A 20188-nucleotide genomic window follows, 5' to 3' on the forward strand; every position below is an offset into this window, starting at 1 on the left:
TGACAATGGCTTCATCCGCAAATGCCTGACAAGCCTGCCGGTACGATGGAAAAATTCACGGCCAATGGTTAACCTTTTGCCTTTTCTGAACCGTTGCGGGCTGATCCATGCTGTTCAATATCCTCGTCCTGCTTGGCACCTTGGTGGCCATGGAGGGTGTCGGCACCTTGGCGCACAAGTACATCATGCATGGCTGGGGCTGGTGGCTGCATCGCTCGCACCACGAACCCCAGCTGGGCGTGCTCGAAACCAACGACGTGTACCTGCTGGCACTGGCGGTGATTTCGCTGGCACTGGTGGCGGTCGGCAAAGCCGGGCATGCGCCATTGCAGTGGGTCGGAGGCGGGGTGGCGGCTTACGGCGCGCTGTACGTAATCGCGCATGACGGCTTTTTTCACCGTCACTGGCCCCGCACGGTGCGCCCGGTGGGGCGGTACCTGACGCGCCTGCACCGCGCGCATCGGCTGCACCACGCCGTCAAAGGGCGCAAGGGTAGCGTGTCGTTCGGTTTTTTCTACGCGCCCCCGTTAAAGCGGCTGGTGCGCGAGCTGCGGCGCAACAGGGGCTCTGCTCTCTGAGGTCTCAAGCGCACAGGCGCCTTTGCTGACCGGGTTGCCTCCACCATCCTGCCTGCCCGGCATACATTGCACTGTCTGGACCTGCGCAGTAGCATGCGCGCTTTTCACCCCAGGACTCGCCCTTCATGCCGTATCAGCAAGGTCTGCTTGCCACGCCCGTGCCGGTGCACGCGCGTCACCTGTTCTTCTCCATCGAGTCAACCGAGGCCGTGCCTGCGGCCCTCGATGCCTTGCTGGGCCATGTCGACGGCCTGCGTGTGACACTGGGTGTGGGCGCCCCTTTGGCAAAAGCCCTGAACGCCCAGATCCAAGGCCTGACCCCGTTCCCGCTGCTGGACGCCGCGGTCGAGAACCCCAGTACCCAGCATGCGCTGTGGCTGTGGTTGCGGGGAGACGAACGCGGGGACCTGTATCTGCAGGCCCAGGCGCTGGAGCGTCTATTGAGCCCAGCCTTTGCGCTGGTTGATCATGTTGATGGCTTCCTCCACCGAGGCGGCCGGGATCTGACGGGCTACGAAGACGGCACGGAAAACCCCAGCGGCGACGACGCCATCGAAGCCGCCATCCTGAGTGAGGGCGCGCCTGGCTTGCAGGGGTCGAGCTTCGCCGCGTTCCAGCTGTGGAAGCACGACATGCACTACTTCAAATCGCTGCCACAGCAGGTGCAGGACAACATCATCGGCCGGCGCCTGAGCGATAACGAGGAACTGGAGGATGCGCCTGAGTCCGCCCATGTGAAGCGTACTGCCCAGGAAAGCTATGCACCGGAGGCTTTCATGGTGCGTCGCTCGGTTTCCTGGGCTGATACCCGCGGTGCAGGGCTGGCGTTCGTGGCGCTGGGTACGTCTTTCACCTCGTTCGAGGTTCAGCTGCGCCGCATGAGCGGGCTGGAGGACGGTGTGATCGATGCCCTGTATCAGTTCACACGCCCGCTGACCGGGGGCTACTACTGGTGCCCGCCGATGGCGCAGGGTTCGCTGGACTTGCGCCTGTTGTTGCAGCCCGAGGCTTAAACATCCAGATACACAAGATGATCGCAAGACAGCTTCCACGAACTAGCATTGGATATTTCCGCTCTGTTACGGAGATTTCCTATGTATGGACGTCGGGATGTCCTACGTGCGGGCGCTGCGATCGGTCTGCTGGCCACCAGCCCCTGGCTGAGCGCAGCTGCAATGGCGAGCCTGCTCTCGCGGCCGATTCCGTCAACGGGTGAGCTACTGCCGGTGATCGGCGCCGGCACGTCAGGCAGCTTCGAAGTCGAGGCCGGCTCAGCGGACTACCGGCAGCTGTATCAGGTGCTTGAAGCCTTCTTCAAAGGTGGCGGTCGGGTCATCGACACCTCTCCCAACTACGGCGGCGCCGACAGCATCCTGGGTCAACTGCTCGCCGAAGGCGGGTGGCACCGCCAGTGCTTCATTGCCACCAAGATCGCCGCCAACAGCCGCGCAGATGCGCAGGCCCAATGGGACGGCACGCTGCGCAGCCTGCGCACGGACAAGGTGGACCTGCTACAAGTGCACAATTTGCGTGACTGGCAACAGCAGTTGCCCTATGCACGTGAACTCAAGCAACAGGGCAAGACACGCTATGTGGGCATCACCCACTATCTGGACTCGGGACACGACCAGGTGGCCGCGATCGTGCGCAGCCAGGCTCTGGACTTCATCCAGATCAATTACGCAGTCAATGCCCCTGGCGCTGCGCGTGAGCTTCTTCCCTTGTGCCGTGACAAGGGCGTGGCGGTGCTGATCAACCGCGCCTTCGATGACGGTCGTCTGTTCGCGGCGGTCAAGGATCGCGCCCTTCCAGAATGGGCACAGGAACAGGGCGTCGGTAGCTGGGCCCAGTTGTTCCTGAAGTTCGCACTCAGCCACCCGGCAGTCACCGCCGTGATACCGGCCACTGGCCGACTGGATCGTCAGTTGGACCAACTCAAGGCAGGGCAGGGTCCGATGCTTACCCAGGCGCAGCAGCAAGCGCTGATCAAACAGTTCGCCTGACACCATGGTGACGCGGCGACAGCGCCTACAGCAGATGCTGGACATGCGGCCCGGGGAAGCGCCAGCGGTTCTGGCAGGCAGCCTACTGTTCTTCATGCTGTTCACGGGGTATTTCATGCTCCGGCCCGTGCGAGAAACCATGGGCGTTGCCGGTGGCGTCGAAAACCTGCAATGGCTGTTCACCGGTACCTTCATCGCCACGTTGGTTTGCCTGCCTGTGTTTGGTTGGATGGCCTCCCGTGTACGGCGCCGGCACATATTGCCCTGGACCTATGGCTTCTTCATCTGCAACCTGCTCGCCTTTGCCGCGCTATTGGCACGCCATCCCGACGGGCCTTGGGTGGCGCGGGCGTTCTATATCTGGTTGTCGGTATTCAATCTGCTGAGTATCTCGTTGGCCTGGAGCGTACTTGCCGACCTGTTCAGCACCGAGCAAGGCAAGCGCCTGTTCGGCGTACTGGCAGCAGGGGCGAGTGTGGGCGGATTGTGCGGGCCGCTGCTCGGCACGCTGCTGGTTGCGCCCCTCGGACACCCCGGTTTGTTGACGCTCGCGGCCGTGTTGCTGCTGGGCAGCGTACTGGCCGCCTGGGTGTTGCAGCGTTGGCGCACGAATAATCCACTCCCGACCCGCGATCCCGCTTGCGAGGGCCGCGCACTGGGCGGCAATCCGTTTTCCGGTGCAACGGCGGTAATACGCACGCCGTACCTGCTCGGTATTGCTCTGTTCGTCGTGCTGCTGGCCAGTGTCAGCACATTCCTCTATTTCGAACAGGCTCGCATTGTCAGTGAAACCTTCACCGACCGTACTCGGCAGACGCAGGTGTTCGGCGCAATAGATGCAGTCGTTCAGGCACTGGCCATTCTCACGCAGCTGTTTTTCACCGGTCGGCTCGCTCGACGCCTGGGGGTGCGGGTGTTGCTGGTGGCAGTGCCGCTGGCCATGGCTGCCGGGTTCATGTGCCTGGCCTTGTCGCCTGTCTTCGCCCTGTTCGTCATCGTGATGGTCGTACGGCGGGCCGGCGAGTATGCCCTGGTTCGGCCTGGCCGCGAGATGCTGTTCACCGTGGTCAGCGCCGAAGACAAGTACAAGGCCAAGAACTTCATCGACACCGTGGTCTACCGAGGCGGGGATGCGGTCAGCGGCTGGATAAAGCGGGCCCTGGACCTGATGGGGGATCATCCACAGGTGGCCATGCTAATCGGAGCGCTACTTGCCGTCTGCTGGGCCGCAACCGGTCATTGGCTCGGTGGCCAGCAAGGTCGACGCGACGAAAGCCATCGCCGCTGACAGGTACGCCAACTATTGGGCTGACCCTTCTTTAACGCCGTTTGTCAGAAGCCTTCTCGATAATACGAATCCTCGCGCACGGGTGTACTCCCAAGTCATGTACGGCATTGGCGCCGTGCATTCCGAAGTCATAAGAGGTTTCAGATCATGGCCACTAAAGACAACAGCCGTAGCGGTAACCAGCAGGGCAGCCAGGGCGGTAGCAAAAATTCGGGCAACTTCGCCAATGACCGTGAGAAGGCTTCCGAAGCCGGCAAAAAAGGGGGGCAAGCAAGCCACTCCAGCGAGTCGGGCCGCAAAGGCGGCAAGTCGTAAGTGAAGCCTTGCAGTGCCAGGCTAGCCTGGCACTGCGATTCTTCGAATAAGGAGCCAGCCATGCGCACATTCCCACTGATCACTCTCATGGGCGCCTTGACTCTCGTCGGCGGTTGTTTTGACCGCGACAACAATCACCCCGGCAAGGACTCCGATGCCAGCAAGCCGTCCTTGCAGATGCAAAAACCTGACGAACAAACCGCACCCCGTTCTGCGCCAGCCCCTGAGCCAATGCCAGGGCAGAAAGCCAACCAATAATACGCGCACGAGGAATACGCCATGACGGTCATGACCCGCCAGACCGCCGCGATGGTCCAAGCCCCATCTATCGCTCCCAGCCTGAAAGATCGCTATCACGCCCTGCTCGAGGGCCAGGACACCAGTAGCCGGGCCTGGCTCGATAGCCAGTTGGCTCAGGCCCGGAGCATGCCTGACGACCTGCCGGATGACCCAGCGCAACTCGACGCCTGGAGCTTGCAGCACGCTGCCGGTGTGGCCGAGGGATACAAGGCGTACCTGGAGCAGCGCAAGCAGGGCGGCCCGCGGCGCTATTTCGCCAACCGCGCCCAGGCGTTGTGGTTCCTGCAGCAAGTCGAACCCACCAAGGTTGTGGACGGCGCGTGGTTGTTCAGTGCCCTGCGTCAATGGCGAGATCCACGCTACCACGGCCTGATCCGTACCTACCTCGAGGAGCTGGGCAGCGGTGACCCTCGCTGCAACCACGTGCTGATCTACCAGCGCCTGATGAGCCGGCTCGGCTGCCTGGAGCGTCCGGACCTGGACGATTCCCGCTACCTGCAGGCGTCCTTGCAATTGGCCCTTGGCGAGTATGGCCAGGACTATTTACCTGAAGTGATCGGCTACAACCTTGGCTACGAACAACCGCCTTTGCACCTGTTGATCACAACTTACGAATTGGCTGAGCTGGGCATCGACGGATTTTACTTCCAGCTGCACGTCACTATCGACAATGCAGCCAGCGGTCATGCCCATCTGTCGCTCCAGGCCCTGCGTCAGTTGTGCCCGGCTGATGACGTGGCAGGCTTTTATGAGCGGGTCCGTCGGGGCTACCGTCTCAATGATCTAGGGATCAGCACCCCTGCGCTCATCGCAAGTTTCGACTTGGAAGCTGAGCTGCTTCAGGCCCTGGAGCACAAGCGCAATTTTGGGCAGTTCATGCACTCGGACCACTGCCGTCTGCAAAAACGCACCATCAACCAATGGCTGGCCGAGCCAGGCGCCATGCCGGCCTTTCTTGACGCCATGCAGGCCCAGGGTTGGATTCGCCGCGGCGAAGCTCCTGAGCAAAGCCGCTGGTGGACGCTGATCGAGGGGCCAACCGCGCCCATGTATGGTGTATTTACCGCCTACGAGAAGCAGCTGTGGCACGATTGGATCGCCGCAGGTTCACAATCTCGCATTCGCCGTGTGTTACCTGGCAGCTGGGAGGCCGCCCTGCAGTTGCAGGACCAGGCGCCGGTTACCCAGCGGCAGCGCCCTGCGCACCACGATATGGATACGTTGATCTGTGCCATGTCCGGCAATAAACATGCGACGCCCGAAGGACTGGCCGCGACCCAGGCTTACATACAGGCCACTGGCCTGCTCCAGGAAGGATCTCACTGATGCCCCTCGATTCACCACAGACAGCCGCTGACCAGGCTCTGCTACAGCTAGGAAAGCGCCTTCGCGCTGGTGGTTACCACTTTACCTGCGTGACCCCGGCGACCCATGCATTGGTCAATGCGCGACCAGGCGCTGAGAAGGCTTGCACCGTCCGGGATGTATTCGGTTGGAGCCGGCCATTCGCCGGCTCGATGCTTTCGGCCGATGAGCTGGACTTGATGAAAACCGCTGGCGTGGTGAAGTCTCATCGAGACTTATTGGCCAGCACCGTCCGTTGGTCGAGCCTCGACGGGCTGCTACTGGTGCACTCGGCCTACCCTACGCAGGCCAGCGATGCGGTGTTCTTCGGCCCCGACAGCTACCGGTTCGCTCATGTCATCCAGGATCACCTGCAATCGACGCCCAAGCGCATAGAGCGTGCAGTGGACATTGGCTGTGGCACAGGGGTGGGCGCACTGGTGATTGCCCGTGCTGCGCAGCATGCGCAGGTGACCGCCGTGGATATCAACCCCAAGGCACTGCGTTTCACTTCGGTCAATACAGCGCTCGCTGACATCGATAATGTGTCTGTGCAGCAAAGCGATATTCTGCAAGATGTGACAGGTGAGTTCGACCTGATCGTGGCCAATCCGCCCTACATGCTTGACGATGGGGAACGCACGTATCGTCATGGCGGAGGTTCACTTGGGGCGGAGCTTTCGCGACGCATCATCGAACAGAGCCTTGAGCGACTGAGCGTGGGCGGATCACTGTTGCTGTATACCGGCGTTGCTATCGTCGAAGGGGCAGACGCTTTGCTCGAAGGCGTTCGCGAGCAGCTGGCAGGCCCTGAATTTTCCTGGGTCTATCGAGAGATCGACCCTGACGTGTTCGGCGAGCAATTATTGGAGCCGGGGTATGAGCGGGTGGAACGTATCGCCGCGGTAGCGCTGACGGTTACGCGCAATCGTTGAGACCGGAGTGTTATCGACACGCCTGGACCATCGTGGCGTTAAGCGGCTGCCGTAGCAGACCTGCCTGTGCAGACACATCCTTGACCTAACCACCGGTTCAATGAGAATAGCGGGATCGACAACCGTTTCTCCAAGGACCGTAGCCATGATGCTGACCCCGCTGTTCCCCCGTGTAGCCCTGGAAGACACGCTGTTCGTCTTTGCCCTGGAGGCAGAGGCGGGCGGTCTGTTCGGGCATCTGAATACGGTCTTCACCGGTATTGGCAAGGTGAACGCGGCCATCGCGCTCACCCGCGCTGTGACTACGCGCAGGCCCAGGCTCATTGTCAATCTCGGCTCGGCAGGCAGTCGGCTGCATGGCAAGGGCAGCCTGGTGTGCTGCACACGGTTCGTCCAGCGCGACATGGACGTCACGCCTCTGGGGTTTGCGCGTTACGAAACGCCGCTTTCCGACATCCCTGTCGTACTTGAACATGGGCTGGCCATTGCGGGGCTGCCTATCGAAACCTGTGGCACAGGCGATAATTTCGAGATCAGGCACGGTGATGCGCCCTATGACGTGGTCGACATGGAGGCCTATGCGCTGGCGCTTGTCGCACGGTCCGAGGACATCCCGTTCGTATGCCTGAAATACATCTCCGACGATGCCGGGAGCGATGCGGCCACCGACTGGTCCGTGCAGGTGCACTTGGCGGCAGAAGCCTTCAAGCGGGTGCTCTTCAATCCTGCCTGAATATCTGCCTATGGCTGTGGGAGCCACCGGGCACTGCGGTTAAACCTTTCCTGATGTGGCGCAGTCACTTGAGGTATCAGCAGATCACTCAGGGAGCATGTCAATGGCCAGGGCAATCTGGAAAGGCGCCATCAGTTTCGGTTTGGTACACATCCCCGTGGCGCTCAACTCCGCCGTCAGCAGTGAACGCGTTGATTTTGACTGGCTGGACAAGCGCAGCATGGACCCAGTGGGCTACAAGCGCATCAATAAGGTCACCGGCAAGGACATCGACAAGGAGAACATCGTCAAGGGCGTAGAGTACGAGAAGGGCCGCTATGTGGTGATCAGTGAACAGGAGATCCGCAAGGCCCGCCCGGAGGCCACTCAGACGATCGACATCTTTTCATTCGTGGACGCAGGGGAAATTCCCCTTCAACACTTCGACACCCCTTATTACCTGAGCCCTGACCGGCGCGGCGGTAAGGTCTATGCGCTGTTGCGCGAAACGCTGGCCACCACCGGCAAAGTGGCTTTGGCGACAGTCGTGCTGCACACACGCCAGCACCTTGCGCTTATCCGACCCCTGGATGAAGCCCTGGTAATGATCACGTTGCGCTGGCCCGATGAGGTACGTGGGCTCGATACCCTTGAACTGGACACGACTGTGACCAAGGCCAAAGTGGACAAACGGGAACTGGACATGGCCAAGCGTCTGGTTCAAGACATGACCGGCACCTGGTCACCGGACGAGTATCACGACGCGTTTCGGGACACAATCATGGAGTTGGTCGCGGAAAAAGCCAGCAAAGGCAAGATCGAGACGGTGGAGAAGGGCGAGGACAGCAGCGGCGAGAAGAGCGCAGACATCATCGATCTCACCGAGCTGCTCAAACGCAGCCTCGGCGGCAAAAGCACCGCGTCTCCCAAGAAGAAACCGGCTGCGGCGAAGAAGCCCGCCAAACGTACGCGCAAGGCTTCCTGAGTACACTCACACCTGCTAGGCCTGCAGGTGCTCCTGCAGGCCGGCCAGGTAATCGCCAAACCCTTCGCGTGCTCGACACTCGCGCCGGCTGCTGGTGGCCACACTGTGCGCAGCCGACCAACTGATCGGCACCCCCAGCGCTTCCAGGTCCCGCACCAGTTGAACATCCTCGTGGGCAGCCAGTGGCTGGAAACCGTCGACGCGCTGATACGCCTGGGCGCTCACACCGAGATTGGCTCCATGAATATGACGATGACCGTCACGTGCCTCGTAGCGGCTCAGGTAGAGCTTGCGCAACGCAGCGGTCTGCCAGGGCTGCCAGTGGCTCACATGGACCGTACCGCAGACGACTTCAGCGCCGCATTCGAGCTGTGACGTCAGCCAGTGGGCAGGAACCTGGCTGTCGGCGTCTGTGCAGGCGAGCCATGTGGCACCGCGCGCGAGCATCCATTCTGCGCCCGCGCGCCGAGCCATGCCGACATTACCGGCATCGATGGCGAAGGTGTGTGCACCATGGCGCCGGGCGACGGCGGCGGTGCCGTCGGTACAGCGATCGAGCACCACCAGAATATCGACCTCATGACCGGCTACCGCAGCGTGTTGGGCGGCAGCCGAGGCAGCCTTCAGGCATCGACCCAGACGCCGGGCTTCGTTGTGGGCCGGAATGACGATGCCGATCATATGCACGTCTCGTCCAGGTCTACCACGCTGGGCTGATTCGACCAGTAAGCCATGATGAAGTCGGCTTCGTCGTGGCAGAACACCGGGTACAGCGGCAGGTGTTTGGACAGCATTCGGTGCACCTCGCGCCCGTCCTGGGGGCACCCGGCAATCGGGTGCTTCCAGTGACACGCCAGCAGGCCGCCGTCGTAGGACAAGCTGGCGACAGACTGTTCGATTACCTGCAACCAGTCGGTGGGATCAAGGTAGTAGCCCACTTCGCTGAGCACGATCAGATCGAAACGCCCGCCTGGCCAGTCGGCAGGCAGGCGCGCACGTTCGACCTGTGCATGGCGGACATCGGCCAGGCGATCGGTGGCCAAGCCCACAGCCTTCGGGTCGAGGTCCTGGCACACCAACTCGGCACAGCGCTCGGCCAGCAGCACACTGAGTTCGCCATTGGCGCAGGCGGGCTCGAACACCCGTTCATAACACTGCCGGGGCAGGCTTGCCATGACCAGGTCGCGTTTACGTTTTTCATACCAGCGGGTACGAAAGGCCCAGGGGTCTTCGTTGGCGGCATACAGGTCGGCGAAATATTGGGCATCGATACTCATGGCGAATCCTTTTACAAGAAGACCAGTTCGAAGGGCTGTAGCACGCAGTCCAGCAGGTTAGGGCGTAGCACCGGCGGTGTACAACCGTCAGGCTCGAACTGGCTGGCGTGTGCAGCAATGGCTTTGCGCTTGCGTGCCACCTGGCCCTCATTGAGTTGCAAGCGGTGCGCGCGCTCCCAGGGCAGACGTGGATCGTCAGGTTGGCCCCAGTGCCATGCCCATACTGGGACTTCCACCAGCTGGGCTTTACGCGCTAGCGCTGCCTGTGCCCCGGCCCGGCCTACGGCCTCGTGATCGCAGTGGCCGTCACCTCGCCAGGTCGTCATCAGCACATCCTCAGGGCGCAGTAGCTGAGTCAGATGGCTGACCAGAAAGGCTTCCTCCCTGGCCAGTTGACTGTCCTTCAGGTGCAGGCGGCGCCAATCGATACGCTTGGGGTCCAGCCCGAGTTGCTCGATGGCCTTGCGACTTTCTTGCGGCCGGTCGCGACGCAAACGATGCTCTGTCCAGCGGGTCGAGCTGGGATGGCTGCCTTCGCCGTCGGTCGCCGAGATCAGCACCAGGTCCTCTTCACGCCCGGCAAAATCGGTCAGCAGACCGCCTGCCATGAGAATCTCGTCATCCGGATGGGGTGCGATCAGCACCAGGCGCCGACCAGGCGGGCAGAGCTGGTGTGCATTGAGCCAGGTGGCCCGGGCCAGATGGGCCGAGTGCTGCCACGCTGACCAGGGCGTACCATCATTGGACTGGATCAGGTCTTCACTCATAGCTGCCATGCTCCGGAAGAAAGCTGTGCGGTCTGTTCGCCGAGGGCTGCAAGGTCTCGCTCGGCGTGACTTTGGCGAATGAACACCGGCAGGTCTGCGCTCAAGCGCGCAAAGTGGGCATTACGGCAAAACGGGGTTGCACCCAATGCTCGGCCTACGTGACGCATGACGTGTTCCACGGCATGTTCAACCTGAGCGCGCACGCGTTGCACGATCAGGCTGGCATCGGCGCTTGGGTTGCGATCGATCCAGGCAGCACATTCACGCAATGCCGCACCAGCGCCGCACAGGGCGGCATCTACAGCGCCCAGGTGTGCGTCTGCGTGGGGGTCTGGTTTGGGTTTGCGGCAGTGCTCGCGCAGGTATTCGGCCAGCGCCTCGGCCGCCCCATACCAGCAGGCGGCTATGCCTGCGCCGCCGTGCCAGAAGCCCGGCCTGGACAAATATTGGCCCGCCGCGCCGACCTGTACACCAGGTGTGTCGTTGAATTCGACCTCGACGCTGGCAGTGCTGGCCATGCCCACAGCCTGCCAGTGCTCGATATTGAGGCCCAAGGTTGGGTCGGCCAAGCGGATGGCAACCAGCTGTGGCTGACCGGACTCGTCCCAGGCGGTGATCAATGCCTGATCGATTTGCAAGGCGCCCGAACACCACGCTTTCTTTCCGCCGAGGCGGACACGGCCCCCGTCTTGGGAGGTGATGACGGCACGAGCATCCGGGGGCTCTGCGGCCCACACGCCCCAGATCCCCTCAGACGAAAGATGGCCAGCACCACACTCGGTCAGGATCGCCAAAGCGTCCGTATGCCCTTCATAGAGCTTGGCCAATACCAGGTCACAGCCGGCGACCCGCGACAAGGTCTGCCAACGCTCAAGCGTATTGCCGTGGCCCGGCCTGGGCAGAATATCCAGGCAATGGGCCTGCAAAGCTTTCATCAGTTCAAGTAACTGGGTGTCGACATTGAGCGGCTGCAGCCGCTCGTCATAAGTGCGCAACAAGCGGTCCAGCTGGGTGAGGTCATAGTTCTGAGGCATGCTCATGCGCGTAACTCCCTGTCGCGTTGGGCGTCGCCCATCACGTGAGCCCAAGTTGTTTGCGCATCCGCGCCGTGATGGATTGACGGGTCTTGCTCATGTCGGCCCAAGGGTCTTGGGTATCGGCCAGTCGCTCACCTATTGTGGCAATGGTCCACTGATTGGCGCCCTTGAGCTGTGCCAGTTCTTCACGCCAGACCGGCACCGACACCGGCAAGCCCTCGCGAGCGCGCAGCGAGTAAGCACACACCGTGGTAGCACCTTTGCCATTGCGCAAGTAGTCGATGAAGATGCGGCCTACACGGTTCTTGGGGCCGGACACTGCGGTGAGCCGATCAGGGAACAGTTTTGCCAGGTAGGTGACGATGGCGTGGCTGAAATCCTTGACGTCGTCCCAGCTCGCTTTTCTCGTTAGCGGGACAACCAGATGGATACCTTTGCCCCCGCTGGTCTTGATGAACACCTTCAGACCCAGTTCGTCCAGCAGGGTCAGGGTCAGCTGGGTGGCCTCCAGCATTGCCTTCCACGGCAGGGCCGGGTCAGGGTCCAGGTCGAGTACGAAACGGTCTGGCCGGTCGAACTGCGTGTCGGTGGCGTTCCAGGTGTGCAGTTCAAGCATGTTCATCTGTACGGCGCCGAGCAAAGTGTCAGGGCGGTTGATGACCATGGCGGCCTGGCCGGCTTCCTCTTTGCCGTACGTACGCACGTTTGGAATGTGCAGCTGGCCCGCGTTTTTCTGGAAAAACAGTTCCCCGGCGAGGCCGTCTGGCGCACGCACAAGCGCAACCGGCCGATTCTTGAGGTGGGGCAAGATCCATTCGCTGACCTGGGCGTAGTATTCGACGACGTCACGCTTGGTCATGCCAGAGGTAGGGTCGATCACGCGATCAGGGTGGGTCAGGCGCATATCACCCAGCGTCTCGGTGCTCTTGGCCGCCTTGCGCTGATGGACGGTCTTGCTCGGCATGGCACGCTCCAGGTCGATATCGGTTGCCGGTTTGTCGTCGCGCAAACCGTGGAATACCGCGTGGCGTACTACGCCGTCACGGGTCATCTGGGCAAAGGCGATCTCGGCCAGCAACGTGGGCTCTAGCCAATGTATCCCTCGGGCTTCGGCGCCAGTGGGGGGGTTGGCTACAGTAGGCTGGGCGGTTTGTAGGGGTTTGAGTTGTGCGTGCAATGTGTCAAGGGTGGTGGCACTGAACCCTGTGCCCACCTTGCCGGCGTAACGCAGCATGCCTGCGTCGTCGTGCAGGGCCAATAGCAAGGCGCCGAACCCACTGCGGCTGCCCTTGGGGTCGGTATAGCCCACCACTACAAACTCCTGCCGCCGCTTGCACTTGAGCTTGATCCAGTCGGCGCTGCGCGTGCCGGAATAGCTGCTGTCGGCACGCTTGCCGATCAAGCCTTCAAGGCCCAGCTTACAGGCACTCTCGAGCAACGCTTCAACCGGCTCGTCGAAGTCCGCAGAGTACTTGAGGTTGTCCGCAGTGTTGTGCTCAAGCAAGCGCTCCAACGCGTCGCGTCGCTGCTGCAAGGGTAGGGCGCGCAGATCTTGACCGCCCAGAAACGGCAGGTCGAAGACGTAATAGGTGATTTGTTCATCATGCGCGGTATCGAATGCGTTCTGTAAGGCCTGGAAGTCTGCAACCCCCTGGTCGTCATTGACGACCATCTCGCCATCGAGCCACGCAGAGTCCACACCCAACGCGCGTAGCGTAGCGATTTGGCCCGGCATCTTCGCGCTCCAGTCATGGCCATTGCGGGTGTAGAGCCGCACATCATCGCCCTCGATGCGCGCGAGGATGCGGTAACCGTCGTACTTCACCTCATACCGCCAGTCCCCTGAAGGGGGTGACTCGACCAACGTGGCCAACTGCGGCTGCACATGGTCTGGCAACTCAGCGGGCTTGGACTTGGCGGATTGCTTGGTCGGGGCAGGCTTGCCTTTGCCGGGTTTGGCCGTTTTGGCGGATTGCTTGGCAACCAACGTGCGGTCGCTGATCACGCTGTCGGGCTGGTCCTCGACAATGCTGTACTGGGCCTCGCTGCGGGCCTGGCTGTCATTCGACTTGACCAGCATCCATTGCTCTTTCTTGCCAGCCAGCCGTGTGCGGAACAGGTTCCACATGCCCGCGAGCTTCTCGCCTTGCAGGCGAAAGCGCAATTTGCCTTTTTTGTAACCCTCATGCGGGTCACCATCAGGTTCCCAGATCCCACGGTCCCAGACGATGACATCGCCTCCACCGTAGTGACCTTCCGGAATGTGGCCTTCGAAGGTGGCGTAATCGAGCGGATGGTCTTCGACATGCACGGCCAGGCGTTTGACTTTCGGATCCAGGGAGGGACCCTTTGGAATCGCCCAACTTTTGAGCGTGCCGTCCAGTTCCAGTCGGAAATCGTAGTGCAAATGGCTGGCGTCATGTTTCTGGATGCAGAACTGTAACGCGTGAGCCGCTTTGCTGCGGCCGGATTTGCCGCTTGGCTCGGGCGTGGCGTTGAAATCGCGCTTGCGCGCGTATTCCTCGAGTGGCGTGGCCATGGGGGGCTCCGGAACCTGCGCTGTCTTGATCTTGGGAGACGGGGAACGGCACCGGAGTTCAAAAAACCGCCACTGGCCGCGTAAAACTCTGAATCTTCCTGGCTACAAAGCAGTCGACTTTGGGTAAGCCAACTGATGGAGAGGCGTAATGTCCAGACCCGACGAACCCAAAGCCTATACCCCGACCGAGATCGATGACATCGAGGATCGTATGGGCAGTGTGCATGAGCTGAACTTCAGTGATCGCCTTGATGACCGTCAGGGGCGGGTAGGTGATGAACGACCAGAGCGTGAAGTGGAGCAGGAATTCCCGGAAGAGCGGGTGTGCCAGAGCGGCTTGACAGGCGGCGAGGCGCTGACCGACAGCCTGCATGAGGACGGTGTCACCGATGATGATCTGAGCCCTGACACGCTGCTGGACGAAACCGGCGCTCGAGATCCCCATGAGCCTGGGTACGGCGGCCCTGCCGATCAGGCGCTGACCGAAAAAGACGCGATCGAGATCGGCGGCGGTCGAGGCCTTGACGAAGCAGAACTGGCCCGCACCAACCCGCTTGACGGGAAACCGTGGACTGACGATGCAATCGAAGAAGACGAAAGGAGTTGATCATGAGCGAATTACGCTGCGCTTGTACCGAGTGTTCCTGCACGGTGAGCACCTTGCCGCAGAATGGCAAGGCCTACTGCTGCGAAGCGTGTGCAACCGGGCATCGTAACGGCGAGCCATGCCGCATGCCTGACTGCACCTGTGGCAAGGTTGAGCAGAAAAAGGAAACCAGTGTGGACAATGCGCTGGATGAGACTTTCCCAGCGAGCGATCCTATTTCGCCGTGAGGGAGATTGAGCCGGGTCTGCCTAGGCAGACCCGGCCTGTTCAACCTGTCTCAAACCGTTTGAGAGCGTTGGCGAATTCCATAGAAGCGGCCTTACGAGGCGTGCCTACAAGGGGACTGTGCCGAGCTTGGAGCCGCACTAGCTGTGCGACACACACACCAAGCCCACCCCTTTCACGTTGATGCTGCCGTATCTTGCCGGCGCATGGTCTTAGCGCGCTTTTCCAGCACCAAGTAGGTGATGACCGCCAACACCAGCGGTATCAGGTAGTACAAGGTTCGATAGGCCAGTAAGGCTGCAACCAGGCTGCCTTGTGGAATCTGCCCCTGAAGCAGGCCCAGGAATACGGTTTCCAGCACCCCAAGCCCTGCCGGAATGTGAGCCACCACCCCGGCCACGCAACTGATCAGCAGAACCCCCAGGATGGAGGGATAGAACGCCTGCTCTGGCAACAGCCAGAAGATCAGCAGCGCCATCATTGCCCAGTTGCTGGCGCCTAAGGCCACCTGGCACAGCGCAAGCCGCAGCGAGGGCAGCGTCAGTTCATGCTCGCGCCAGCGCCAGGTGCGTTTTTTGGCAAAACCGCAGGCCAGCAGATAGCCGATCGAAATGGCCAGCAGCGCGAGGCCAATGAGCTGCAGCCCAGTGGTGCCGACCGCCCAGTTTGCCGGCAATTCGACCAGGCGCATGGCAAACACGCTGCCTGCCAGCAGCATGTAGCCCATCCAGTTGGTCAGTAGCCCCAAGGTGAGAATGCGTGTGATGGTGGGCGTGTCCAACCCAAGCCTGCCGTATAACCGATAGCGCAACGCAACCCCGCCCACCCAGGTGGTGAAGTTGAGGTTGAAGGCGTAGCACACGAAGGCGATCGGCAGCACTTGCCGGACCGGCAACTTGTGACCGGTATAGGTACGGGCCAATAAGTCGTAGCTGGCAAAGATCAAGAAGCTCATCAGTGCCATGACCAACCCGACGGCCAATGTGCCGGGTTTGTAGGCCAACAGCGATTCACGCACCTCGTTCCAATCCAGGTTGCGCGCCAACGTGAACAGTAACGCCGGGATCAGGATAAGGAACAGGACGGTGAACAGACGCTTGGCCCACACTTGCCAACGCTTTCGTTCCATCAGGTGTTGCCCTCGTGCAGGTTGCCTTGGGTCTCTACGGCTTGCCCAGGCGTTTTCAGGCGCTTGCGATGCGCAGGTAGCCAACCGGCAATGCGCGGGAAGTGACGTATGACGTGGAAGCTCAAGAAGATCAGTGGCGCCCGCCACCAGTAGCCGCGAATCATTCGCTCCAGGGTGACCGTCTTGCACTGTTCGCTGGCCAGCGACTGCAGGTGGTCATGTAGCTGCTGATTGAAGGCACGGCTGCGGATGAACAGGTTGGCTTCAAGGTTGAACGACAGGCTCAGCGGGTCGAGGTTGCTCGAACCGACCGTGGACCATTCGTCATCCACCAGTGCGACCTTCCCGTGCAGGGGGCGCCGGCAATACTCATGGATCCGCACCCCGTCGCGAAGCAGGTAGTTGTAGAGCAGGCGAGCCAGGGTACGCACCCACCACATGTCAGGCTCACCCTGCATGATGAGGGTCACTTCTACCCCGCGACGCGCGGCGTTACGCAACTCGCGCAACAGGCGATAGCCTGGGAAAAAATAGGCATTGGCTACCACGATGCGCTTGCGCGCGCCACGCAGCGCTTCGAGGTAATAGGCTTCGATAGCCGTGCTGCGCTGGCCATTATCCCGCTCTACCATCACGGCGGTGATGTCGCCAGTGGGGTCGGTGACAGGCCGCACCTCGCTTGGGGGCTCGAGCACCGGCGACATCAATCGACGGCTGACGGCATGCACCTGCGCGACCACTGGCCCGGTTACCTCCACGGCGTAGTCCTGCTTGGCCATGGGGCCATAGTCGCCGAGATGATCGGCGCTGTAGTTGATGCCGCCAATGAACGCACGCTTCCCGTCGATCACGACAATCTTGCGATGCAGGCGGCGGAACAGGTTGGTGCGCAGGCCCGCCAGACGAGGCTGGGGGTCGAACAGGTGAAACCTTACTCCCGCCTGGGTCATCGCCGCGATGAACTCGGCTGACAGGTCAGCGGTGCCGTACCCGTCGGCAACCACTTCGACACGGACCCCGCGTTGCGCTGCCTCGATCAGGGCACGCTGCAGCTGATGGCCTACTTTGTCTTCGTAGATGATGAATGTCTCGAGCAGGATTTCATTGCGCGCCTGGCCCATGGCCTCGAAGACCCGCGGGTAGAACGCCTCACCATTGATCAGCAGCTCGACGCTGTTGCCATCGACCCAAGGTCTTTTCACACGTTGATCTCCGCAGCCAGGGGGGCGTGGTCGGACAGGTGCGACCACGGATAGTTGGATAAAACCTTTGCAGCGTGGGGCATGGCATTGCGCACGTAGATCCGGTCAAGCCGAAGCAGCGGCAGGCGTGCCGGAAAACTGCGCGCTGGCGAGCCGAAACGCTCCCCGAATGCCTCTATCAAGCGCTGCGACAGCACGGCATCTGCTTTCAGACGCCAGTCGTTAAAGTCGCCGGCGATAATCACCGGCGCCTTGGCAGGCAGGCGGTCGAGCAACTCGAACAGCAGACTCACCTGCTTCTGCCGGTGTGCCTCCCGTAGCCCCAAGTGCACGCAGATCGCATGTACTTCGTCATGGCCGGGTACTTCCAGTTGACAGTGCAGCAGGCCTCGCTGTTCATTTCCCGCCACCGAGACGTCAAGGTTTTCCGAACGCACGATCGGAAATTTGGAGAGCAACGCGTTGCCGTGATCGCCATGGGGATAGACGGCGTTGCGCCCATAGGCAAATTGCGGCCACATGCTGTCTGCCAGGAATTCGTACTGGGGCGCCTGCGGCCAGGCAGGGTGGCTGATCGCATGCTGTTGGTGGCTGCCATGCACCTCCTGGAGAAACACCAGGTCGGCGCCCGTGGCACGTACCGCATCGCGCAGCTCCGGCAGGATGAAGCGGCGGTTGAAGAAGGTGAAGCCTTTGTGCACGTTGAGCGTCAGCACGTTCAAACGGTGCACGGCGGTGACTTTGTCGATGATGCAGCTTGGCGCGGGGAGTGTAGGGTTCACAGTTCAACCTCCGGCTCGGCGCCCGGCTCTGTCATCAGCTCGTGGTCCAGGTGCATCTTTTCCAGCAATCGGCGCGCGTCGTAAGGGGCGTGGACTTTCTGGTCGTTATCGAAATAGCAGTACACGTCCCGGGTTGAGCGCCGGTGGGGAGGGCCCTGTACGATCAGGTGTGCATCGTCGGCCTGACTCCCCTCACGCCACTGTTCGATCCGTTTCTTCCAGCGGCGCAGTGCGCTGACGGTATAACCGCTGCTGTAGAGTTCGACGTCGCCATGCAGGCGCATGTACATGAAATCTGCGGTGACGTCCTCCACGTAAGGCCACTTGCCCGCGCTGTCGGCAACCACCAGGGCAACGTTGTGCTGGCGCAGCAGTTCCACGAAGCGCTCGCACAGGAAACTTTCGTGACGAATTTCCACCGCATGGCGTAGCGGCGCATTGCCGCTTATCTGCGTGCCGCCGTTACCTTGCAGGCGTTGCTCGCAGCCACTGGCGCTGCGTCGGGCAGCGGCGCGGTCACGCGGCAGCGATCGCAGAAATGCATCGAATCGCTCAGCGTCGAAACGCATGTTGGCAGGAAACTGCCATAAGAATGGGCCGAGCTTGTTACCGAGAAGGAGCGGCCCGGAGGCGAAGAAATTGGCCAATGGCGTATCGATGTCCTTAAGTCTGCGGATGTGGGTGATGTATCGCGGCGCCTTGACCGCGAACACGAAGTCATCGGGTGTGGCGTCATGCCAGGCTTGATAGCGTTCGGGCGTTTGCAGGCTGTAAAACGAGCCGTTGATCTCGATGGTATTGACTGCCCTCGACGCGAAGGCCAGTTCGTCGTCCTGGCGCAGCCCCTTGGGGTAGAAGTCCTTGCGCCAGGGACCGTATCGCCATCCTGAAATGCCAATGCGTACCTCGCTCACGCTGCCTCCTATCGCATCTCCATTCCATTCATCATTGCGACCAGTGCAGCGGCAGGAGGGTTCAGGCGCAGTTGATCAGTGGTGGCGAGCAGGGCTGGAATTGAACTTTGCGGGCAGGCTTGATGCCACTTTTAGACAGGCAGGGTGGTGACCAACGCTCTGTATCGACACTTCTTGGAGGTGCACATGGCCCGACACATCATCCATTTCACCGGCCCTATCAACTCGTCTACCTGCGGCAATCTGATCAACACCTGCACCAAGGCCGTGAACCAGGGGGCCGAAGTGGTGCAGTTGAATGTCGCCACCATGGGCGGCGAGTGCAGCTACGGGTTTACCCTGTACAACTACCTGCGGACCTTGCCGGTCAGTGTGCATACCCACAACCTGGGCACGGTCGAGTCAATGGGCAACATCCTGTTCCTGGCCGGCGAGCACCGCACCGCGTGCACTCACAGCAAGTTCCTCTTCCACCCCTTTCACTGGACGCTGCACGGCTCCATCGACCACTCACGCATGGCCGAATATGCCATGAGCCTGGATTATGACTTGCGCCTTTACGCGCAGATTGTGGCGCAGCGCACCGAGGGTGCAGCGCAGGCACTTGACGTGCCGCGCTACTTGATGGCGGCCCCGCGAATCCTTGGCCCACAAGAAGCCCTGGACAGCGGGATGATTCATGCAATCGACGACTTGCCGATAGAGGCGGGCGACTGCCAATGGAGCGTGCACGCTTAGAGCGGCACGCCCGCTTTTGAATTAGCAGCCAGTAAAGTGGGCGTTAGCGCACAGACGCTGCGGTAGCTGCGTCGCACTCGAGCAAAGAGCGAATCAATTTCTTGATGTCTTGCTTGAGCGTGCTGACGTGCTCGAAATGGGCGAACTGGTAGTCAGCGATCTCATGCAAGGCGCAGGGCTGCGGTGCTTCGTCGAACTCGGCCTCGAAGACATAATGCATGCGTTGTGGCGTTTCGTGGCGCATCAGCAGCGTGAAATTGTGGGCCTGCAGGCCTGTCTCTTCCAGCAGTTCGCGCTGGGCTGCCTCAAGCGGCGTCTCACCAGGTTCTACCTTGCCTCCTGGCAGCGTCCAAGGGGCATTTGGCTTGCGAACCCACAGCCATTTATGAGCGTGTTTGCCATGCCGACAGATGATGGTTGCGCGGGGCTTGGCGGATTTCATGGGTACTCCGGCGAATCACATTCCTATGAGGAGTTAGTCGCCGAGCACCGTGCAAAAGTCATAAAACTG

The 20188-nt window shown here is 61.1% G+C and carries 23 protein-coding genes; 13 read left to right on the plus strand and 10 right to left on the minus strand.

The genetic code is table 11. The features are described 5' to 3' along the window. The first annotated feature begins 107 nt into the window (after positions 1–107). The 10 genes from ACF8E5_RS01440 (at position 108) to ACF8E5_RS01485 (ending at position 8460) form a co-directional block, all read left to right on the plus strand. Complete coding sequence (locus ACF8E5_RS01440) at positions 108–578, plus strand: sterol desaturase family protein (RefSeq protein WP_392474797.1); 471 nt, start codon at positions 108–110, stop codon at positions 576–578. A 125-nt stretch (positions 579–703) separates the two neighbouring features. After that, positions 704–1591, plus strand: coding sequence for a Dyp-type peroxidase (locus ACF8E5_RS01445; RefSeq protein WP_392474798.1), 888 nt, complete (start codon positions 704–706; stop codon positions 1589–1591). An 81-nt stretch (positions 1592–1672) separates the two neighbouring features. After that, positions 1673–2581 (plus strand): aldo/keto reductase, encoded by a 909-nt coding sequence (locus ACF8E5_RS01450; RefSeq protein WP_392474800.1) that lies wholly within the window; start codon positions 1673–1675, stop codon positions 2579–2581. Between the two features lie 4 nt (positions 2582–2585). Continuing rightward, positions 2586–3869 carry an NTP/NDP exchange transporter gene (locus ACF8E5_RS01455; protein ID WP_197844466.1) on the plus strand — a complete coding sequence of 428 codons (1284 nt, stop codon included), beginning with the start codon at positions 2586–2588 and terminating at the stop codon, positions 3867–3869. Between the two features lie 147 nt (positions 3870–4016). Next, positions 4017–4184, plus strand: a complete 168-nt coding sequence (locus ACF8E5_RS01460; protein WP_058604579.1) for a general stress protein — start codon at positions 4017–4019, stop codon at positions 4182–4184. Between the two features lie 60 nt (positions 4185–4244). Beyond that, positions 4245–4442 (plus strand): hypothetical protein, encoded by a 198-nt coding sequence (locus tag ACF8E5_RS01465; RefSeq protein WP_058639267.1) that lies wholly within the window; start codon positions 4245–4247, stop codon positions 4440–4442. A gap of 21 nt (positions 4443–4463) precedes the next feature. After that, positions 4464–5810 carry an iron-containing redox enzyme family protein gene (locus ACF8E5_RS01470; RefSeq protein WP_197844467.1) on the plus strand — a complete coding sequence of 449 codons (1347 nt, stop codon included), beginning with the start codon at positions 4464–4466 and terminating at the stop codon, positions 5808–5810. Beyond that, the gene (locus ACF8E5_RS01475; RefSeq protein WP_392474801.1) at positions 5810–6763 is read left to right on the plus strand and encodes a methyltransferase; all 954 of its coding nucleotides are present in this window, start codon (positions 5810–5812) and stop codon (positions 6761–6763) included. The genes ACF8E5_RS01470 and ACF8E5_RS01475 overlap by 1 nt, the downstream gene beginning before the upstream one ends. A 145-nt stretch (positions 6764–6908) precedes the next feature. Beyond that, entirely contained in the window at positions 6909–7496 is a 588-nt protein-coding gene (locus tag ACF8E5_RS01480) for a nucleosidase (RefSeq protein WP_058639270.1), read from the plus strand. Positions 7497–7599: 103 nt separating this feature from the next. Beyond that, the gene (locus tag ACF8E5_RS01485) at positions 7600–8460 is read left to right on the plus strand and encodes a Ku protein (protein WP_078478626.1); all 861 of its coding nucleotides are present in this window, start codon (positions 7600–7602) and stop codon (positions 8458–8460) included. Positions 8461–8475: 15 nt separating this feature from the next. Here ACF8E5_RS01485 and ACF8E5_RS01490 read toward each other — a convergent pair whose 3' ends face one another. Genes ACF8E5_RS01490 through ligD form a run of 5 tightly spaced genes read right to left on the minus strand, consistent with a single transcriptional unit; the run spans position 8476 to position 14080 of the window. Continuing rightward, positions 8476–9141, minus strand: coding sequence for a glycosyltransferase family 2 protein (locus ACF8E5_RS01490; protein WP_196125561.1), 666 nt, complete (start codon positions 9139–9141; stop codon positions 8476–8478). Beyond that, positions 9138–9737: a bifunctional 2-polyprenyl-6-hydroxyphenol methylase/3-demethylubiquinol 3-O-methyltransferase UbiG gene (locus ACF8E5_RS01495; RefSeq protein ID WP_144965838.1), complete on the minus strand. Its 600-nt coding sequence runs from the start codon at positions 9735–9737 to the stop codon at positions 9138–9140. The genes ACF8E5_RS01490 and ACF8E5_RS01495 overlap by 4 nt, the downstream gene beginning before the upstream one ends. An 11-nt stretch (positions 9738–9748) precedes the next feature. Then, the gene (locus ACF8E5_RS01500; RefSeq protein WP_145254441.1) at positions 9749–10504 is read right to left on the minus strand and encodes a PIG-L deacetylase family protein; all 756 of its coding nucleotides are present in this window, start codon (positions 10502–10504) and stop codon (positions 9749–9751) included. Continuing rightward, positions 10501–11544 carry an acyl-CoA dehydrogenase gene (locus ACF8E5_RS01505; RefSeq protein WP_392474802.1) on the minus strand — a complete coding sequence of 348 codons (1044 nt, stop codon included), beginning with the start codon at positions 11542–11544 and terminating at the stop codon, positions 10501–10503. Before ACF8E5_RS01505 ends, ACF8E5_RS01500 begins: the two co-directional genes overlap by 4 nt. Positions 11545–11578: 34 nt before the next feature. Next, complete coding sequence (gene ligD, locus ACF8E5_RS01510; protein WP_392474804.1) at positions 11579–14080, minus strand: DNA ligase D; 2502 nt, start codon at positions 14078–14080, stop codon at positions 11579–11581. 148 nt (positions 14081–14228) lie between these two features. On the opposite strand from ligD, the gene ACF8E5_RS01515 reads away from it, so the two are divergent. Beyond that, positions 14229–14687, plus strand: coding sequence for a phosphotransferase system, HPr-related protein (locus ACF8E5_RS01515; protein WP_392474805.1), 459 nt, complete (start codon positions 14229–14231; stop codon positions 14685–14687). A 2-nt stretch (positions 14688–14689) separates the two neighbouring features. Further along, positions 14690–14914 carry a metallothionein gene (locus tag ACF8E5_RS01520; RefSeq protein ID WP_027915593.1) on the plus strand — a complete coding sequence of 75 codons (225 nt, stop codon included), beginning with the start codon at positions 14690–14692 and terminating at the stop codon, positions 14912–14914. A gap of 173 nt (positions 14915–15087) precedes the next feature. On the opposite strand, the gene ACF8E5_RS01525 is transcribed toward ACF8E5_RS01520, so the two are convergent. Genes ACF8E5_RS01525 through ACF8E5_RS01540 form a run of 4 tightly spaced genes read right to left on the minus strand, consistent with a single transcriptional unit; the run spans position 15088 to position 18939 of the window. Then, a complete protein-coding gene (locus ACF8E5_RS01525; RefSeq protein WP_197844472.1) occupies positions 15088–16041 on the minus strand; it encodes a lysylphosphatidylglycerol synthase domain-containing protein in 954 nt (317 codons plus the stop codon). Next, positions 16041–17243: a cardiolipin synthase ClsB gene (gene clsB / locus ACF8E5_RS01530; RefSeq protein WP_326383463.1), complete on the minus strand. Its 1203-nt coding sequence runs from the start codon at positions 17241–17243 to the stop codon at positions 16041–16043. The genes ACF8E5_RS01525 and clsB overlap by 1 nt, the downstream gene beginning before the upstream one ends. Next, entirely contained in the window at positions 17240–18025 is a 786-nt protein-coding gene (locus tag ACF8E5_RS01535) for an endonuclease/exonuclease/phosphatase family protein (protein ID WP_196127759.1), read from the minus strand. Before ACF8E5_RS01535 ends, clsB begins: the two co-directional genes overlap by 4 nt. Continuing rightward, a complete protein-coding gene (locus ACF8E5_RS01540; protein ID WP_392474806.1) occupies positions 18022–18939 on the minus strand; it encodes a DUF72 domain-containing protein in 918 nt (305 codons plus the stop codon). Before ACF8E5_RS01540 ends, ACF8E5_RS01535 begins: the two co-directional genes overlap by 4 nt. A 186-nt stretch (positions 18940–19125) precedes the next feature. Between ACF8E5_RS01540 and ACF8E5_RS01545 the strand changes: the two genes are divergently transcribed. After that, positions 19126–19677 (plus strand): ATP-dependent Clp protease proteolytic subunit, encoded by a 552-nt coding sequence (locus ACF8E5_RS01545; protein WP_058604595.1) that lies wholly within the window; start codon positions 19126–19128, stop codon positions 19675–19677. 43 nt (positions 19678–19720) lie between these two features. On the opposite strand, the gene ACF8E5_RS01550 is transcribed toward ACF8E5_RS01545, so the two are convergent. Next, positions 19721–20119: an NUDIX hydrolase gene (locus tag ACF8E5_RS01550; RefSeq protein ID WP_058639282.1), complete on the minus strand. Its 399-nt coding sequence runs from the start codon at positions 20117–20119 to the stop codon at positions 19721–19723. Positions 20120–20188: the final 69 nt, after the last annotated feature.

The sequence above is a fragment of the Pseudomonas sp. WSY_20 genome, assembly GCF_043104335.1.
Classification (GTDB): domain Bacteria; phylum Pseudomonadota; class Gammaproteobacteria; order Pseudomonadales; family Pseudomonadaceae; genus Aquipseudomonas; species Aquipseudomonas parafulva_B.

Excerpts from the sequence above, each read along its gene's own strand:
- ACF8E5_RS01475 (WP_392474801.1), top strand. The coding sequence starts at position 5,810 with ATGCCCCTCGATTCACCACAGACAGCCGCTGACCAGGCTCTGCTACAG.
- ACF8E5_RS01465 (WP_058639267.1), top strand. The coding sequence starts at position 4,245 with ATGCGCACATTCCCACTGATCACTCTCATGGGCGCCTTGACTCTCGTC.
- ACF8E5_RS01470 (WP_197844467.1), top strand. The coding sequence starts at position 4,464 with ATGACGGTCATGACCCGCCAGACCGCCGCGATGGTCCAAGCCCCATCT.
- ACF8E5_RS01440 (WP_392474797.1), top strand. The coding sequence starts at position 108 with ATGCTGTTCAATATCCTCGTCCTGCTTGGCACCTTGGTGGCCATGGAG.
- ACF8E5_RS01450 (WP_392474800.1), top strand. The coding sequence starts at position 1,673 with ATGTATGGACGTCGGGATGTCCTACGTGCGGGCGCTGCGATCGGTCTG.
- ACF8E5_RS01495 (WP_144965838.1), bottom strand. The coding sequence starts at position 9,737 with ATGAGTATCGATGCCCAATATTTCGCCGACCTGTATGCCGCCAACGAA.
- ACF8E5_RS01550 (WP_058639282.1), bottom strand. The coding sequence starts at position 20,119 with ATGAAATCCGCCAAGCCCCGCGCAACCATCATCTGTCGGCATGGCAAA.
- ACF8E5_RS01545 (WP_058604595.1), top strand. The coding sequence starts at position 19,126 with ATGGCCCGACACATCATCCATTTCACCGGCCCTATCAACTCGTCTACC.
- ACF8E5_RS01520 (WP_027915593.1), top strand. The coding sequence starts at position 14,690 with ATGAGCGAATTACGCTGCGCTTGTACCGAGTGTTCCTGCACGGTGAGC.
- ACF8E5_RS01480 (WP_058639270.1), top strand. The coding sequence starts at position 6,909 with ATGATGCTGACCCCGCTGTTCCCCCGTGTAGCCCTGGAAGACACGCTG.
- ACF8E5_RS01505 (WP_392474802.1), bottom strand. The coding sequence starts at position 11,544 with ATGAGCATGCCTCAGAACTATGACCTCACCCAGCTGGACCGCTTGTTG.
- ACF8E5_RS01460 (WP_058604579.1), top strand. The coding sequence starts at position 4,017 with ATGGCCACTAAAGACAACAGCCGTAGCGGTAACCAGCAGGGCAGCCAG.
- ACF8E5_RS01500 (WP_145254441.1), bottom strand. The coding sequence starts at position 10,504 with ATGAGTGAAGACCTGATCCAGTCCAATGATGGTACGCCCTGGTCAGCG.
- ACF8E5_RS01485 (WP_078478626.1), top strand. The coding sequence starts at position 7,600 with ATGGCCAGGGCAATCTGGAAAGGCGCCATCAGTTTCGGTTTGGTACAC.
- ACF8E5_RS01515 (WP_392474805.1), top strand. The coding sequence starts at position 14,229 with ATGTCCAGACCCGACGAACCCAAAGCCTATACCCCGACCGAGATCGAT.
- ACF8E5_RS01445 (WP_392474798.1), top strand. The coding sequence starts at position 704 with ATGCCGTATCAGCAAGGTCTGCTTGCCACGCCCGTGCCGGTGCACGCG.
- ACF8E5_RS01525 (WP_197844472.1), bottom strand. The coding sequence starts at position 16,041 with ATGGAACGAAAGCGTTGGCAAGTGTGGGCCAAGCGTCTGTTCACCGTC.
- ACF8E5_RS01490 (WP_196125561.1), bottom strand. The coding sequence starts at position 9,141 with ATGATCGGCATCGTCATTCCGGCCCACAACGAAGCCCGGCGTCTGGGT.
- ligD (WP_392474804.1), bottom strand. The coding sequence starts at position 14,080 with ATGGCCACGCCACTCGAGGAATACGCGCGCAAGCGCGATTTCAACGCC.
- ACF8E5_RS01455 (WP_197844466.1), top strand. The coding sequence starts at position 2,586 with ATGGTGACGCGGCGACAGCGCCTACAGCAGATGCTGGACATGCGGCCC.